This window comes from Enterococcus sp. NBRC 3427 (assembly GCF_007996925.1).
Lineage (GTDB): Bacteria > Bacillota > Bacilli > Lactobacillales > Enterococcaceae > Enterococcus_B > Enterococcus_B lactis.
The window spans coordinates 1-16,446 of the sequence record NZ_BJLL01000057.1; the positions used below are offsets into that span (position 1 = coordinate 1).

The window sequence follows — 16,446 nt, forward strand, 5'->3', positions numbered from 1 at the left end:
ACAACCTCTTCTTTAAACGGAGCTCAAAAGCTTGCATCTATGGTAATAAGTCCAACCAAGTCAAAAATGAGAAGCTTTTTTGTCTGTCCTTATTACTTGATGCAGGGCAGCTTTTTCAAAACCTCTTTTGGTTACACAAGGTTCTCTTCAAAGAATGTTGCCATTTTTTCAAATGGAATGATGTCTGTCTGGTCGTATAGATCTGTATGGGAAGCTCCTGGAATGATCATGAGTTCCTTGTTATCGCCTTTCAGCTCATTGAAAGCATCCTCCCCAAAGTAACGTGAGTGAGCTTTTTCCCCATGAATGACTAATACCGCATGACGGATTTCTGGAATATAATGCAATAGTTTCGCATTCATAAGTGATAACCCTGATGTCCTATTCCAACCGTCGTTAGAATTTAAAGAACGGACATGGTATCCGCGATCTGTTTTATAATACGCATGGTAATCTTTAACAAACTGAGGAGCATCTTCAGGCAATGGGTCAACCACTCCTCCAGCACGTGCGTAGTCCCCTTGTTTGAAATCAATGATACGTTGTGCATTTAATTCTTCACGCATTTTATATCGGGCATCTTCATCCATAGCATCGAAGTAGCCATTGGCTGTTACTCGAGTCATATCGTACATTGTTGAGACGACTGTTGCTTTGACCCGTGTATCGATCGCTGCCGCATTCAATGCCATACCTCCCCATCCACAAATACCGATGATTCCGATTCTCTCAGGGTTTACATTTTTTTGTACAGATAAAAAGTCTACTGCCGCTTGAAAATCTTCCGTATTGATATCAGGCGAAGCAACATATCGTGGTATTCCTCCGCTTTCTCCTGTAAACGATGGGTCAAATGCAATCGTTAAAAAGCCTCTTTCAGCCATCGTCTGCGCATATAGACCAGACGATTGTTCCTTTACTGCGCCAAATGGTCCGCTCACAGCGATTGCTGGCAATTTCTCTTCACTTACTTCTTTTGGTTCATATAAATCAGCGACTAATGTGATACCGAAACGATTTGGGAAGGTCACCTTTCGATGATTGACTTGCTCGCTTTTTGGAAATACTTTGTCCCATTCTTGGGTGATATTTAATTCTTTACTCATATTCTAAACGCTCCTTTGATTAAAATTGACATTTGTTTTTGAATGTATTATCATGATAAAACTTAAACCTGACTTTAGGTCAAGGGTAAAATTTTAATTTAGGAGGATTTTTTTATGTATTCCATTGGACAAGTGTCTGAAATGTTTGGACTTCCTGTTTCTACTTTACGTTATTACGACAAAGAGGGATTATTTCCTGATATCCAGCGTGTTTCCGGTATTAGAAAATTTTCAGAGAGTGAATTAGAGGCTTTGAGAGTCATTGATTGTTTGAAAAAATCTGGTTTAGAGATAAAAGACATCAAGCAATTCATGGAATGGAGTAAAGAAGGCAGTAAGACATTTGCGGTTCGTAAAGAACTATTTGAAAAGCAAAAAGAAGTTGTAGAAGAAGAAATAACAAAATTAGAAAGAGTACTCGCTATGCTAAATTACAAAAGCTGGTACTATGAAGAAGCAATAAAAACCGGCAATGAAGAAGCCGTATTGAAACTGATTCCTGATGATTTACCCCAACATGTAAAAGAAGCTTATGAACATTCTCACTGAACAAACGGATAACTCACTTTCCTTCTCTATGAACTTCATGAAAACATGAATAAACACCTCTAACTGATTGTTAGAAGTGTTTATTTTTTCACTCAAGTATCCTGCACTTACAGAAATATCCTTTTTACCGCCATCCTAATTCTGGAGCGATATCTTTTACGATTGTTTCAAGCAAGTGCATGTTGTATTCTACCCCCAAAGTATTAGGAATCGTGACAAGTACTGTGTCTGCTTCTTTGATTGCTTCATCTTCAGCGAGCTCCTTGATTAATTGATCAGGTTCACCAGCAAAAGTTTTTCCAAAAATCGTCGGGTTCCGGTGATAAGCAAGATAGCCGACAGCATCTTGTTGCGGACTACCGTCTTGTCCAAATAAGCGTCGATCCAAATCAGTGGTGATTGGCTGGATCGAGCGAGTGACCAATGTTCTTGGTTCAAAATCATGACCTGCCTGCTTCCACGCTTCTTTATACGCACGTAATTGGTTTGCTTGTTGGATATGGAACGGCTCATGGGATTCGTAATTGACTAATGTAGATGATTGCAGATTCATTCCATGTTGTGCTGCCCAGATTGCCGTTTGCTGCGAACCAGCTCCCCACCAGATTCTTTGTCGTAATCCTTCTGAATAAGGTTCGATCCGTAATTTTCCTGATCCTTGTGGGAACATTGGTTGAGGATTTGGTTCTGCAAATGGTTTTCCTTCAAGTAGTTCCAAGAATTCAAGAGTGCGTTCCCGTGTTACCTCTTTGATTTCTTCTTCACTGTAATCATACCCAAAGTATTTCCAGCCATCTAGAACTTGTTCAGGTGAACCACGACCCACTCCTAGTTGCACTCTTCCTTGTGTGATGATATCTGTCAATCCAGCATTTTCTGCCATATAATAAGGATTTTCATATCGCATATCGATAAGTCCTGTGCCGATTTCGATCTTACTCGTCTTTGCGCCGATTGCAGCTAGCAAAGGAAACGGCGACCCAATCTGAGGGGCAAAATGATGTACGCGGAAAAACGCTCCGTCTACTCCAATTTTTTCTGCTTCCACTGCTAAATCGATGGATTGCAAATAAGCATCTTGAGCTGTTTTCACGAGTGATCCTTGCTCCATCCAATGTCCAAAGCTTAAAAAGCCGATTTTTTTCAAGGTAATGACCTCCTCCAACCCTACAAAAATGGAAGGTTTTTTATTTTTAATATGAACTGATTCTACTACTTTTTTTCTTAAAAGACGAATAATTGTTCTCGCGTCATATTCAAGAAATCTATCGGCTTACTATACCCCTACTTCCTTCATCATCTGCCATGTCTTAATCTCTTTTAATAGTCTTTCACATCGTTGTTTTTTGACTCAAAATGATTGTTTCTAACGTGTATTTATGGTAAAAAAGACAGGATGAGTTCTTTGTACACATCAATTTATACGCTGAACAACAAGAAACATATAAACTAAGAAACCCATTGTTTTTTTCGCTCCATCATATAGAGTTTTCTTTAGATAAACAGTTACATTTACTAATACATAACGGAGGAAATCAAATGAAAAAAATCTATTTTTTATGTACGGGCAATTCTTGCCGCAGTCAAATAGCAGAAGGCTACGCGCGTAAATATCTGCCTCATTCAAAGTTTGAGATCAGAAGTGCGGGGATCGAGACACATGGTTTGAATCCAAGAGCTGTAAAGATCATGGCAGAAGACGGTATCGATATTTCCAAACAGACGTCTGATTTGATTGATAGAGATTACTTTGCTCAGGCAGACTTGATCATTACACTTTGTGGTGATGCCAAAGACAAGTGCCCTGCCGTTCCAAACAATCACGAACACCTTCACTGGGACCTAAAAGATCCTGCACAAGCTGTCGGGAGCGAAGAAGAAATATTAGCGGAATTCAGAAAAGTCAGAGAAGTAATCAAAACAAAGGTTTCTGACTTAAATCAATATGCCCCAAGTTTATAAAGGAATCCTCAAAAATGTTTTTACAATTAACTGATAGATAGAATTGTTCTCTAGCAAAAACTTCTTCTCTTCTTTTTGTTAGATCAATCGTTCCTCCCGTTGACAAATGGATACTTCTCTGCTATTTTATTAGCAATCAATGAAACGCGATGACAAAGAAAGTAAAGTAATGTTAGACGCCAAAGAGAGTTCCTGCTTGGTGAAAAGGAATGCGTATCTGTTACTTGAAAATGGCTTTTGAGCGGATTTCCCGAATATTTAAGGAAATACGGATGTCTACCGTTAACAAGGCACAGTTTCCAAAAGATGATTTTTTTGGGTACTGATCGAGGTAAAGTCTGTGAGGATTTTATAACCAAAGGTGGTAACGCATATCTATGCCCTTAGCAATTTTTTGCTAGGGCATTTTTTTGTACCCACTTTTGAATCGACTATCGATACTAATTAAGTCCATCTACTACTTGACCTTGGATACTATCGAAAGGAAGTGAATTTTCGGAAAATTTTGAATCATCCAACAAAATTTTGACATGATGTGGTCAAAAATTGGAAATGCGCATTCATAAATAAACAATTGGGGGAAAATAGAATGAATAAAAAATTTACAGTAAAGCATATTGTAGCTATCGGTATCGGAGCAGCTGTCTTCTTTATCTTAAAACGTTTCGTCACCATTCCAACAGGTGTTCCAAATACGGATATCGCGACCGCTTACCCTTTTCTAGCGCTGCTAGGCGTAGTTTACGGGCCAGTCGTTGCAGGATTAGCTGGTTTTATTGGCCATGCACTGGGTGACTTAACTACTTATGGTGCTTGGTGGTCATGGATCATTGCATCTGGGATTTTAGGTGTGTTTTTTGGTTTATTGACCAAACGTATCCCGATTGAAGAAGGCATATTTGGTAAAAAAGAAATCACGCTCTTTCTCGTGGGTGAAACGATTGCCAATTTAGTGACATGGGTGATTATTGCGCCTGTGGGAGATATTTTGATTTATGCAGAGGCTCCAAGCAAAGTCTTCACGCAAGGAATCGTTGCTGGAATCACAAATGCTATTGTGACAGGGATTATCGGCATTATTTTATTGAAAGCTTATGCACAGACAAAAGTCAAAAAAGGAAGTTTGAACAAAGAAGCTTAGAACGCGAGGAACTAAAATGATCGAGTTTCGTAATTTTACATTTCAATATGACAGCCAAGCCGAAGCAACATTAAAAAATATCGATTTGATTATCCATCCTGGGGAAAAAATTTTGATCATAGGACCTAGCGGCTCAGGAAAATCAACTTTGGGAAAATGTTTGAATGGCATCATCCCACAAAATGAAAAAGGAAGTTTTACTGGTCAATTAACGATCAATGGTAAAAATTTCAGTGAATCTTCTATCTATGATCTTTCATTAGAAGTAGGCACCGTTTTACAAGATACTGACAGCCAATTTGTCGGATTAACAGTAGCTGAAGACATCGCTTTTTCTCTTGAAAATGAGATGATCGAACAAAAAGAAATGCAAGAAACTGTCAATTTCTGGGCAGAAAAGACGAATTTACTGGCCCAATTAGACAAACGTCCGCAAGATCTATCTGGCGGACAAAAGCAGCGGGTAGCAATGGCTGGTGTTTTGATCGATGAAACACCTATTCTCTTGTTTGATGAACCATTAGCTAATCTTGATCCACAGACAGGCTATGAAGCAATCCAGATGATTGACCGTCTCTATCAATCGCAACAATTTACGACGATCATTATTGAACATCGTTTGGAGGAAGTGCTAGCTGCACCAGTCGATCGCATCATCTTGATTGATGAGGGAAAGATCATTGCGGATATAGCTCCTACTGAATTGCTGAAAAGTGATTTATTGTCGAAGTGCGGAATTCGTGAACCCTTATACATCACAGCATTAAAACGATCTGGACTCTCATTGACAGAATTCCCAGATTTAACACAAGTCGATCAACTGGTTTCCCCAGAGATTGCTGCTGCTTTAGCAAAACAACAAGGGACTTTTTGTTCTCCTTCTAAAAAGAAAACGCCGCTATTGACATTGAAAGATGTATCCTTCCACTTCGGTAAGGAACCAATCATCAAAGGAATCGATTTAACTCTTCATCAAGGAGAGATGGTTAGTTTAGTCGGACATAATGGAGCAGGAAAATCCACATTGTCCAATCTCATCACCGGTTTCCAACCTTTCCAAAAAGGCGAACTGTTGTGGAAAGACCAATCAATCATATCTGAAAGCATCAAAGAGCGAGCGGACAAAATTGGCTATGTACTGCAAAACAGTAACCAAATGCTTTCTAAAAACATAGTTTTTGAAGAAGTTGCTTTGGCTTTAGAAAATCGCGGTGAAGATCCGATAAACATCCAAGAAAAAGTCTTGGAAACTTTGAAAATATGCGGATTGTATGAGTTTCGTAACTGGCCGATTTCAGCGCTGAGCTATGGACAAAAACGACGGGTAGCAGTGGCATCTATATTGGTACTCGAACCAGAATTGCTGATTCTTGATGAACCGACAGCTGGACAAGATTACTATCACTACACTAAAATGATGGATTTTTTGAAAAAATTGAATCAGCAAGGCATCACGATTTTGATGATCACTCATGATATGCACTTGATGCTGGAATATACAGAACGGACGATTGTTTTGAAAGAAGGACAAATTATTGCAGATGAAAGACCTTCGAAGGTACTATCTTCAACCGATTTAGTTGCCTCGGCAAGCTTGCGGAAAACTAGTTTGTATCATTTGGCAAAAAGTAATCAGCTGACAGATGCTAGCGGATTCGTTTCGGCTTTTATTCAGCATAAGGGGGACCCTTATGACAGAGAATAATCTCATCGGTTATGTACCGAAAAAAACAATCATCCATCAACTCAGCGGTTTTACCAAACTTTTTTGTTTTCTATTACTTTCGATTATTGGGATGGTCTCTTATGACACACGATTTTTGCTTTGTCTTGCTGTGTTTTCGGTTCTCATTTTTCGGATAGCCAGAATTAGTTATTCTGAGATCTCTTTTGTATTGAAGTTCATTGCTTTTTTCTCCATTTTGAATTTATTGACTGTTTATTTATTTGCCCCAGAATACGGAGTAGCTATCTATGGTACTCGCCATGTCATCTTTGATGGAATCGGTAGATATACGCTCACTCAAGAACAGATTTTTTATGAATTCAATTTACTGATTAAATATTTCGTTACCATTCCTCCAGGTTTGATTTTTATTTTAACGACGAATCCAAGTGAATTAGCTTCTAGTATCCATCGAATTGGTGGCTCTTATAAAATTGCTTATGCCTTTTCTTTAGCGCTACGCTACATTCCAGATATCCAAGAGGATTTTCGAACGATTTCCAAAGCCCAGCAAGCACGAGGAAATGAACTCTCTGGTAAAGCCTCTCTCATGAAACGGGTACGAGGAAATTTGACGATTGCGATCCCATTGATTTTTTCCAGTTTAGAACGTATTGAGACGATTTCTTCTGCCATGGAACTTCGGCGTTTTGGAAAGAAAAAAGGACGGACATGGCTGTCGGCAAAACCATTGCAGCGGAATGATTATCTTGCACTATTTCTCGTTGTCCTCTTTTGTTCAATAGGGATTTTATTAGTTATCCTAAATGACGGACGATTCTATAATCCATTTCATTAAATAGAGGTTGTGGAGAAGCTGGTCTGCATCAAGTAATAAGTCCAGCCAAACAAAAACAGCGTTTCATGTTTTTGAATTGGCTGGACTTTAGAGAAACAAAACGGAAAAATAGTTCCTCATATTTTGCCGTTTTTTGAGCTAATACTGAGGGTCAGTTGATTGAACACCGTTTATTCGGAAGAAGGAACTGTAGCAAGACTTTTGTTACAGTTCCTTTGTATTTAGTTTTCTACTTCTAAATAGATAGAATTATTATAAATATAAAGGCAGTTTTTTAATATCTGCTTATTCATAACTAGACAACAAGGTTAAAATCTCTAGTGGATGATTGGATTGCATCAACTGTGCCATTTGTTCTGGTTGCTTTTCTAAATAGTGAATAACAGAAAAAATTTTTTTGAACTCTGCATGTTTCAAATCCTTTCTCTTTATTGCTAACAGCAGTACGATACGTATCTGTTCCCCATGCCATAGGATTGGTTCTTTCATTGTTGCAATAGAAATCATCGAATGTTTTACATACAGCGGATTACCGTGAGGAATCGTTACAAATGGTGCCACTCTAGTACTGGCGTGACGGTCTCGTTCCAAGACAGAATCGACGAATTCCGACTCCACATAATGATGTTCTACTAAGACATTCCCCATAAAATTTAAAATATCTACTGGGTCAGTCCATTCAAGCTGAGGAAAGATCAAAAATGGATGAGTAAAGCTTGCTAGATCAAACGTTTTTTTCTTCTTGATAGGTACATGTTCCAGCATATATTTTGTCAAATAGGCCAGATCAGTTTCTGTGATCATTGGTGAAATCTCGATTACTGGAATATTTTCATGTTTAAACGGTAATGTAGCTAAAATAAAATCAACAGGTGGAAAGTCTTCCCTCTCTAGTCCTGGCTTATATTCAATTAAATCTATAATCGTTAATTCCGGAAGTTCTCTGTTCAGCCGCGCTTCAAGAAAAGTAGCCATAGCTTTTGAATATTCACTAACTAAAACGGCTTGGTATCTTCTACTTTTCTGATGTTTGTGTCTCTCGATCGCCGCTTGAAAATGGATCGTTAAATATGCTGTCTCATCTTGCGGAACATAAAAATTTTCTTTCTCAAAATAATCTTCTAGAATCAACTGTAAAACTAAAAAAAGTTGTGTGTACGTACTAAATACGTTTTTCGTCAATGGATTAGAAATCTGCAAGCCATAATGGAGTCGAAAATAGGTCGAAGATAAATGAGACCTTAAGTTTTGTTTCAGTAACTGATCTTCTTTCAATGAATAACCTAAAAACTGCTCCACTTGTACAATCAAATGATCAGTAAGTGTACTAGATTCCTTTTGAAATCGTGTGGCTGCTTGTGAGTTTGTAAAAAGATTGGCGATACGCAAAGCCAGATAATTGATTTCATCAGGAGAAAATTCAATTGGGTAAATAGTGGCTAATTTTGCTAAGATCTGACTACTTAACTGCTGTGCTTGGGTGTGCTCAACGACTTCATTTTCGTCTTTACTTAATTTCACTTTCTGGTACTGTTTCATTCGCTCAAGCATAAAATAGATATGAATCTCCACACTAGCCAGTCCTCCTGGTTGTTCTAGATGATTTTCATAGAAAACTTCTTTTAATGTATGTTGGATGACTTTTAATGTATCTTTGGCAAAAAATTCTTTCAACGACGGACTTTGTGGATTTTCTTTCTGCATATTGCGTAGCGTCTTAACAAGCAGCTGTCTTTTTTCTTGTTCATCGCCTTTAAGAAAAGTGCCAAGTTTTGTTTTGGATACTAGCTGTAAATGATGGTACTCAAAAAAGCTTTTCAGCTCTGTCAATTCTTTACGAATCGTACGTTTTCCAACATATAGTTTTTCCGAAAGCTCTTCAAGACTAAATCCGTCTTTTGCTACTAGCAGATGGAAAATCAATAATTGACGAAGCTGGTTTTTATCCATTTCTGTTTGTGCCTCTTCATTAAGCGCTTGTTTCAATTGTTCCTTTTCGTGAGGCAGACCATTCAACAAGATCCCTGTCCCCTTTTTTCTTTCAATCATCAAAGGCAGCTGTTTGTCTCTGAACCAAGTTTCAATGACATTCAAATCGCTATGAACCGTTCTTTCCGACACATGGAAATGCTCTGCTAGCTTTTTTATTGTGATATAATTATTCGTTTCAATTAATTGGTAAATCAAAGATTGCTGACGCTGATTCATAATAAGCAGAAACTCCCTTCCAAATAAAAAATCGATCATGATAACACATCTATTATGTCTCATCACGGTCGATTTTTCATCTTATGTTATTACATTTCACTTAATAATTGGTGAACCGCTGCTTTATCTGGCGCATCCATCAATGCTTGACGGAAATCATCATCCATCAATTTACGTGAAAGACGTTGCAGTATTTTCAAGTGCATATCTCCTTGGCTGTTTTCAGGTACAGCAATCATAAAGATCATATGTGCAAGTTTTCCATCTAAAGAATGCCACTCTACTCCATCTTGACTTCTGGCAAAAGCCACTGTTGGTTTACGAACATAAGCTGATTTTCCGTGTGGAATAGCGATTCCCATGCCGATTCCCGTCGTACTTTCCTTTTCTCTATCATAGATGACTTCTTTAAACCCGTTTTTATCTGTGATCGCCGCTGTTTTTTCTAAACGTTGGACTAAATCTTCGATTACTCCGTCTTTTGTTGTTGCTGTTTCACCTAGAACGATTGCTTCATCTGACATAATATCCGTGATAGAATCAAAAGTTTCAGTTTTCGTATAAACATCACTTGTTTCAGATTCTGATAAATCCGCTACCGCTACCCCATTTGCTGCAGCAACTGCAGTATGTTCTAATGTTGGTTTCAAGATTCTTAACATTAACACGGTGACAGCAATACCTGCAACCACTGCTACAAAAAACATGGCTACATGATCGACTGCTCCTAAAACTGCTACGATTGGACCGCCATGAGCGACATGATCTGTCACTCCTGAAAGCATTGCGATGACACTTCCTGTCATCGCTCCGACTACAATACTTGGAATCACTCGTAATGGATCTGTTGAAGCAAACGGAATCGCACCTTCTGTGATCCCGAACAGCCCCATGGCTAAGGATGCCTTACCAGCTTCTCGTTCTGTTTTTGTAAATTTGGTTTTCAATATCAATGATGCCAATCCTAATGCTAACGGAGGGATACAGATAGCTACAGCAATTGGACCCATGATGGAATAATTTCCTTCTGCAATCAAGCCAGATCCGAACAGAAAGGCTACTTTATTGAACGGTCCACCCATATCAAAAGCAATCATTGCTCCTAAGATCATAGCTAAAACAATTTCACTTCCTCCTTGCATCCCTGCTAAAAAGTGAGTCAGCGAACTAAATAAAAGAGCTACTGGTTCTCCAATAACGTAGATAAACACAAAACCAACTGCCAATGATCCTAAAATTGGGATAACAATGATTGGCATAATCGATTGTAAAGCTTTCGGTACTCGTACTTTCTTGATTCCTAAAGCAATGAAACCTGCTAAAAATCCAGTGATGATTCCGCCTAAGAACCCCGCATTCGCATCACTACCATATAATGCGCCATTTGCTGCTAACATCCCCCCAACAAATCCAGGAACAAGTCCTGGACGATCTGCAATGCTTTGCGCAATAAATGCAGATAAGATTGGAACCATCAACCCCATAGCAATACTTCCGATACTATTCATCGTTGCCCAAATCGTTCCTTCTGGTATCTTGATTCCTTCAGGTGTCGCTGTTCCGCCCAATGTTAATGAAATTGCGATCAATAATCCTCCTGTAACTACGAATGGCACCATATATGAAACACCATTCATCAAACTCTTATAGATTTTCTTACCTAAATTTTCTGATTCACTTTTATTTTCGGCAGAAATAGTTGTCTCTGTACTTTTATAGATTGGCGCTTTTCCTGCTAAAATCTCTCCTACCAATTCATCTGCATGATGGATTCCTTCTTGCACGCCTACGGTTATCAATGGTTTGCCGCCAAATCGTGATTTATCTATTTTAGTATCCGCTGCGATGATTACACCAGCTGCTTCTTCGATATCTTTTGCAGTCAATTCATTTTCGATACCGATAGAACCATGTGTTTCGACTTTTACCTCGGCGCCAACTGCTTTCCCCACTTTCTCTAAGTTTTCTGCTGCCATGTATGTATGGGCAATGCCAACTGGACAAGATGTGATTGCAATAATTTTTTTCATTTTCCTACCGCCTTTCTTTCTACACTTACAGTATATAAAAACGGTTTCTTTTTATTAAGCACAAAATGATTCCGTAATAACTGAAATTTTTGGAATAAATAAAAACTTTGACAAGAAAACGATTCTTTTGCTTGGAAAAATAAAAGTGCATTTCTTTTGTGAAAAAAATCACTACGTTATAAACTGATCATATCAAACATAAAGGAGGTTATTTATGAAAAAGAATCGTTTGTTATTGATTATGTTGGTTGGTGGGTTATTCAGTGGATTAATAGGCGGAGGAGTTGCAGATGCTGTTACAGGTACTAGTAATTTAAATATTCAGCCTCGTTCCATCATAGGAACAGATGAACGCATTCAAATCACGGATACAAAAGCTGAACCTTATAATAGTATGGTCTTCGTAGCAGCAGACGGCAATGCGGGTAGCGGCGCAGTTATTGGAAAGAATACCGTATTGACCGCTGCCCATGTTGTAAAGAAGATACTTGAAAATACGAATAAGGACAGTATTTATGTCATTCCTGGAAGAAATGGAGCTAAACTTCCGTACGGTAAATTCAAAATCAAGTCTGTGCATATTCCTCAAAGTTATATTGATCATGCTGGTGTTGATACAGACATAGCAGTAATCACTGTAGATAGTTTGAACAGTAAGAGCATCGGTGAAGTAGTTCCAGTATTGCCTCTTAAGCTATCTAATTCTATTGAAAACGGTGTTAGTTTAACTACTACTGGCTTTCCCGGTGATAAAACATGGGGAACGATGTGGACAGCACAAGGAAAAGTAACAGGACAAACGAATACTAGAGTCTATTATGATATGGACACAAAGGGCGGACAATCCGGCTCCCCAGTCTATAATGAAAAAAATGAGATTATCGCTGTCCATACAACCGGCGGTAGTAAAAATAATTTTGGTACAAAAATAAATGATGAATATTATCAATTTATTTTAGATCATTTATCATAAAAATATGCTAGTTATAATCGAAACAACAAAAATATCAGGCTCTTAACTTCTAAAGGAAAAAAGAGCCTGATATTTTTCTTTTGTTTCAAAAGATTTTCCCAAATACTAATTGCCTTTAAGACAAAAGAAGTTTTTTCTGATATAAGAAAAAGCGGGATTTCAATCTATCTTTAAATAACTGATGATCACTACCTTATTGGATCACTGAAGCAATATACTTTGCATAAGCTGTACGTCCGCTTTCATTCAAATGGGTTTCATCATCATAAAAAAACTCAGGATGGTTTTTGCTTTCACTATACCAATCGATCATCGTTATATTAGAATACTGATTTGGCAATTTAGCTAATGTGGCATTTATCGTATCTTGCCAGCCAGTCGGAGCTTTTATATTTACCCAGTATACTTTTTTATCTTTAAGCAAAGACATGGTTTGTTCTATAGCATCATCTGTTAACACACCATTGGTTCCTAGCCCGATCACTATTTGTTGGTAAGAAACTAAATCTTTATGCTCCTTTAAGATTTCTGGTATCGCAGTGATTTGTCTTGACTCTTTTGCGTCTACCAATGCTTCTTTTGGAAAAGTCTCTTTCAGTTCCTGATACGCCCCCAGCATAACAGAATCACCGATAAATAATATTTTCTTCTCTTGTGACAACTGATTTTCTCCTGCACTTGCTTTACTAGAATTTTCTTTTAATAAACTTTGCAACTGATTTTGGTCAGCGGTCAACCGATTGGCTGGAGCGCGTAATACCAGTACAGAAACTCCGATTATCATTAGTGCCATAGCTGTCCAAATTTTGGGTGATCTCATCTTCTGCACTCCTTTTCTAAAGAAAGTAATCATGAGTAACGTACACAAAAACACAGTGAATAAACCTGCGATATCCAAATATTTCAAATGATAATGTTTGAATAGATTTGTCAGAGCAATCAATACTGGAAAATGCACCAAATAAAGTTCATAACTAATTTTTCCTACAAAAGAAAGTTTTGTACTAGCGATTTTGGTCTTTTTTGCAATGTTCATATCATCGACACTGGCTAACAATAGAGCAAAACAAATACTGATCAGTAGTTCATTTAGTGTATAAGGAAAAATCGGGAACAGGATCAGACAAAGACTAGCTAGTAGTAAAAGCCAGATTTTACTAAAACTATTTTGTTCAAAGAAACGGCCAATAGTTATTCGATTAAAATACCCCCAAACTCCTAATAAAAATGGAAAAAGTTTAGCCACCGTATGATAATACGCCTTAGCTGAAGGTAAAAACAAACTAAAAAGAATAGAAACAAAAATCAATGTATAAATTAAGTAAAACACTTGTTTTCTCCTCATACGTTTAATGACAATAAACAAAAATGGCCAAATCAAATAAAATTGTAGCTCAACGGAAAGCGACCAATAATGTTTAAATAAAGAAGCATTAAAGTAAGAGTCGAAATAAGATACGCCTTGATTCAGCTGCCACCAATTGTTATAGCCAAAAATCAAACTAGGTAGCTCACTACGAATATTTCCTATCAATACTCGTTGAACACAAAAAACATGAACATAAAATATCCGATTAATTATTTGTGCGACAAAAAAAGGTGGTGACAAAGATATGTCACCACCTCAGACTGTAGACAAAAAAATTTCTTTGTTCTACAGTTTTTTTTGTTTATTCTCACTTACCTAGCACCACGTATAGCATACTATAGCAATCATCATCCCACTTCTTTGTCTTTTGAAATACTACGTTATTTCTTTTTATTAACGAAAAATAAGAGCACTAAACAGACCAAAATAGTTATGACCCTCAACGCGGGAGTAAACAGCAAGGCTATCATTAAATTAGCAAGTTCTCTGACGATTAAGGAATTTGATTCATATAATGCGAATAAAGGTTCTGCAAATAAATTCACATGTCTATAAACAAATTTTGTAAATAAATATGCAGATAGCCCTAAACAAATTATGGTGATATTTTTTTTAGACTTTGGCATTTTTTCTCTCCTATCATAATTTATTCATTTCCTTTTTTATAAAAAATATAGATTGTTTTAAAGTAACAATATGCTATAATTTCAAGAAAATTTACAGGAAATTTGATAACTGATATTATTTACTTTTTGACCACCATATACATAACTTTTATTTTTGTTTCTTTTTTAGAATCCAATGTGATTAAATAAAAATTTTTACAATAATATGCACATATAAATAATAAGATGATATAATCAACAAGAAAAATGTGAATTTTTTCACTATATTTTATCACATGAAAATTCATTAAGAAAGTAGGCGTCGAAGTATCATGCACACACCAGAAGAAATTATGGAAATCAGTATTCATCTTGGAGCAAAAAAAATACAGAAACCTATCTTAGCTAAACTGATTTTAGGGTTTATCGGAGGAGCCATGATTTCTCTAGGTTATTTGGCATACGTACGGGTCTCTGCTTCTATCCCAGAATCTATGTCTAGCTTGACTAGTTTAGTTGGTGCCTCGGTTTTCCCTATCGGTCTGCTGGTCATCCTTCTTGGCGGTGGTGAATTGATCACCGGAAATATGATGGCTGTGGCGATTGCCTTTATGGATAAAAAAGTCACATTCTCACAGCTGGTTAAGAATTGGTCAGTGATTACTTTTGCAAATATTATTGGGGCAATTTTCGTAGCCTACTTCTTTGGACATTTTGTTGGTTTAACTCATTCAGGTGTCTATCTCGACCAAGTGATCCATATTGCTGATCATAAAATTGCTGTTTCTTGGTGGCAAGCATTAGGGTCTGGAATAGGTTGTAATTGGTTTGTTGGTTTAGCGTTATGGTTATCATATGGGGCAAAAGATGCGGCCGGCAAAGTATTAACGATTTGGTTTCCAGTGATGATTTTTGTGGCAATCGGTTTCCAACATAGTGTGGCCAACTGTTTTGTGATACCTGCTGCCATATTTGAAGGTCAAGCGACTTGGTTAGAATTTCTCTCGAATTTTATCCCTGTTTATATTGGAAATATTATTGGCGGAGCTATTTTTGTTTCAGGTTTTTATTACGTTAGTTATAAGCATCATTGAAATCCACATAAGATGTTATCCGAATGATTAAGAAGCTTATCCATTTTTATTATTAAAATCTTCTCTAAGCTAAAAAATAGTTTCTTAATCATTCAGATAATAATCCATACAGTATTTATTTATCTCCTCCCTTTTCCTCGCCACTAACTATTTCTTAGAAAAAGATACCAATAAAATTTCTATTCTAAAGTTTGCTTATGTGCTTTAACTCGCCAAGCACTTTCTATGTCTGCTATCCCACCCCCGATATAAACTGTATCAGTATCTGCTTCAGAAATATAAAATTCCCTTTTATCCGTTGTTCCATAAATGCTTATCTTTCCATTTTCATTTTCATAATTATAGATGCTATAAATTGTTTCCTCTTCCTTGTTTTCTGTCTTCTTCTTTTTTACTTTGATTTGGTCACTTGTAATCTCGATATGGAGTCTAGTATCTTCTTCATGATAAAACCAATGTCCTGACAGCCTATCTGCTCTATCTAATTGTTTTTGTGTAAGAGATATTTTTTTAGGTATGCTTGTTTGACCTTCTGTAGTAGCTGTACAGCCACTCAATATAGTGATACAACCAATTAACAGAACATAAAATATTTTTATCATTATTATAGAACCTACTCTCTTTTCTTAAGATAGAATCATGACTTTTAAAATGGTGATCGTCCTCTTCTGATATTACAGATACTGCTAATTTTTTTACTTAATAATATGCGAAAAAGAAAAGCAATAACCAAAATAAATAGTTACAGGCTTATTTTAATTTATTATATTTAACGATTAACTAATAATTTTTAAATGATATTATTTTACAAAATACGTTTAGAGATAGCTTTTGTCTATTGATTATTCAAAACAAGTGATTCAATAAAGCAACAGATTCTATGA

At 36.8% G+C, this 16,446-nt stretch carries 13 protein-coding genes and 1 other annotated feature; of the genes, 7 read left to right on the forward strand and 6 right to left on the reverse strand.

From position 1 onward, the window contains the following. Positions 1 to 131: 131 nt before the first annotated feature. Positions 132 to 1,106 (reverse strand): alpha/beta hydrolase, encoded by a 975-nt coding sequence (locus ESP02_RS10810; protein ID WP_002372969.1) that lies wholly within the window; start codon positions 1,104 to 1,106, stop codon positions 132 to 134. A 114-nt stretch (positions 1,107 to 1,220) separates the two neighbouring features. Between ESP02_RS10810 and ESP02_RS10815 the strand changes: the two genes are divergently transcribed. Then, entirely contained in the window at positions 1,221 to 1,655 is a 435-nt protein-coding gene (locus ESP02_RS10815; RefSeq protein ID WP_002337766.1) for a MerR family transcriptional regulator, read from the forward strand. A gap of 124 nt (positions 1,656 to 1,779) precedes the next feature. Here the strand turns inward: ESP02_RS10815 and ESP02_RS10820 are convergent, their stop codons facing one another. Then, a complete protein-coding gene (locus tag ESP02_RS10820) occupies positions 1,780 to 2,802 on the reverse strand; it encodes an LLM class flavin-dependent oxidoreductase (RefSeq protein ID WP_002315247.1) in 1,023 nt (340 codons plus the stop codon). A gap of 392 nt (positions 2,803 to 3,194) precedes the next feature. On the opposite strand from ESP02_RS10820, the gene arsC reads away from it, so the two are divergent. From arsC to ESP02_RS10840, 4 genes are all read left to right on the forward strand, one after another. Next, positions 3,195 to 3,617 carry an arsenate reductase (thioredoxin) gene (gene arsC / locus ESP02_RS10825; protein ID WP_002372964.1) on the forward strand — a complete coding sequence of 141 codons (423 nt, stop codon included), beginning with the start codon at positions 3,195 to 3,197 and terminating at the stop codon, positions 3,615 to 3,617. A gap of 140 nt (positions 3,618 to 3,757) precedes the next feature. After that, positions 3,758 to 4,005 (forward strand) — a binding site (T-box leader). Positions 4,006 to 4,206: 201 nt separating this feature from the next. Continuing rightward, a complete protein-coding gene (locus ESP02_RS10830) occupies positions 4,207 to 4,758 on the forward strand; it encodes an ECF-type riboflavin transporter substrate-binding protein (protein WP_002315249.1) in 552 nt (183 codons plus the stop codon). A gap of 16 nt (positions 4,759 to 4,774) precedes the next feature. Continuing rightward, positions 4,775 to 6,463, forward strand: coding sequence for an ABC transporter ATP-binding protein (locus ESP02_RS10835; RefSeq protein WP_073994684.1), 1,689 nt, complete (start codon positions 4,775 to 4,777; stop codon positions 6,461 to 6,463). Beyond that, positions 6,450 to 7,283 carry an energy-coupling factor transporter transmembrane protein EcfT gene (locus ESP02_RS10840; RefSeq protein ID WP_002372959.1) on the forward strand — a complete coding sequence of 278 codons (834 nt, stop codon included), beginning with the start codon at positions 6,450 to 6,452 and terminating at the stop codon, positions 7,281 to 7,283. The genes ESP02_RS10835 and ESP02_RS10840 overlap by 14 nt, the downstream gene beginning before the upstream one ends. Before the next feature lie 285 nt (positions 7,284 to 7,568). Here the strand turns inward: ESP02_RS10840 and ESP02_RS10845 are convergent, their stop codons facing one another. Both ESP02_RS10845 and ESP02_RS10850 read right to left on the reverse strand, forming a co-directional pair. Continuing rightward, positions 7,569 to 9,491, reverse strand: coding sequence for a BglG family transcription antiterminator (locus ESP02_RS10845; protein ID WP_025478354.1), 1,923 nt, complete (start codon positions 9,489 to 9,491; stop codon positions 7,569 to 7,571). 89 nt (positions 9,492 to 9,580) lie between these two features. Then, positions 9,581 to 11,521: a PTS fructose transporter subunit IIABC gene (locus ESP02_RS10850; protein ID WP_002372956.1), complete on the reverse strand. Its 1,941-nt coding sequence runs from the start codon at positions 11,519 to 11,521 to the stop codon at positions 9,581 to 9,583. A 214-nt stretch (positions 11,522 to 11,735) separates the two neighbouring features. On the opposite strand from ESP02_RS10850, the gene ESP02_RS10855 reads away from it, so the two are divergent. Further along, on the forward strand, positions 11,736 to 12,494 hold the full coding sequence (locus tag ESP02_RS10855; protein ID WP_002372955.1) for a serine protease: 759 nt from the start codon (positions 11,736 to 11,738) through the stop codon (positions 12,492 to 12,494). A gap of 193 nt (positions 12,495 to 12,687) precedes the next feature. On the opposite strand, the gene ESP02_RS10860 is transcribed toward ESP02_RS10855, so the two are convergent. Continuing rightward, complete coding sequence (locus ESP02_RS10860; protein ID WP_373891149.1) at positions 12,688 to 14,076, reverse strand: acyltransferase family protein; 1,389 nt, start codon at positions 14,074 to 14,076, stop codon at positions 12,688 to 12,690. Positions 14,077 to 14,800: 724 nt separating this feature from the next. Here ESP02_RS10860 and ESP02_RS10870 point away from each other — a divergent pair. Then, the gene (locus ESP02_RS10870) at positions 14,801 to 15,562 is read left to right on the forward strand and encodes a formate/nitrite transporter family protein (RefSeq protein WP_002372951.1); all 762 of its coding nucleotides are present in this window, start codon (positions 14,801 to 14,803) and stop codon (positions 15,560 to 15,562) included. A 179-nt stretch (positions 15,563 to 15,741) separates the two neighbouring features. Here ESP02_RS10870 and ESP02_RS10875 read toward each other — a convergent pair whose 3' ends face one another. Further along, positions 15,742 to 16,164, reverse strand: coding sequence for a hypothetical protein (locus ESP02_RS10875; protein WP_002372949.1), 423 nt, complete (start codon positions 16,162 to 16,164; stop codon positions 15,742 to 15,744). Between the last annotated feature and the right edge of the window lie 282 nt (positions 16,165 to 16,446).

Excerpts from the sequence above, each read along its gene's own strand:
- ESP02_RS10810 (WP_002372969.1), bottom strand. The coding sequence starts at position 1,106 with ATGAGTAAAGAATTAAATATCACCCAAGAATGGGACAAAGTATTTCCA.
- ESP02_RS10815 (WP_002337766.1), top strand. The coding sequence starts at position 1,221 with ATGTATTCCATTGGACAAGTGTCTGAAATGTTTGGACTTCCTGTTTCT.
- arsC (WP_002372964.1), top strand. The coding sequence starts at position 3,195 with ATGAAAAAAATCTATTTTTTATGTACGGGCAATTCTTGCCGCAGTCAA.
- ESP02_RS10830 (WP_002315249.1), top strand. The coding sequence starts at position 4,207 with ATGAATAAAAAATTTACAGTAAAGCATATTGTAGCTATCGGTATCGGA.
- ESP02_RS10835 (WP_073994684.1), top strand. The coding sequence starts at position 4,775 with ATGATCGAGTTTCGTAATTTTACATTTCAATATGACAGCCAAGCCGAA.
- ESP02_RS10840 (WP_002372959.1), top strand. The coding sequence starts at position 6,450 with ATGACAGAGAATAATCTCATCGGTTATGTACCGAAAAAAACAATCATC.
- ESP02_RS10845 (WP_025478354.1), bottom strand. The coding sequence starts at position 9,491 with ATGAATCAGCGTCAGCAATCTTTGATTTACCAATTAATTGAAACGAAT.
- ESP02_RS10850 (WP_002372956.1), bottom strand. The coding sequence starts at position 11,521 with ATGAAAAAAATTATTGCAATCACATCTTGTCCAGTTGGCATTGCCCAT.
- ESP02_RS10855 (WP_002372955.1), top strand. The coding sequence starts at position 11,736 with ATGAAAAAGAATCGTTTGTTATTGATTATGTTGGTTGGTGGGTTATTC.
- ESP02_RS10870 (WP_002372951.1), top strand. The coding sequence starts at position 14,801 with ATGCACACACCAGAAGAAATTATGGAAATCAGTATTCATCTTGGAGCA.
- ESP02_RS10875 (WP_002372949.1), bottom strand. The coding sequence starts at position 16,164 with ATGATAAAAATATTTTATGTTCTGTTAATTGGTTGTATCACTATATTG.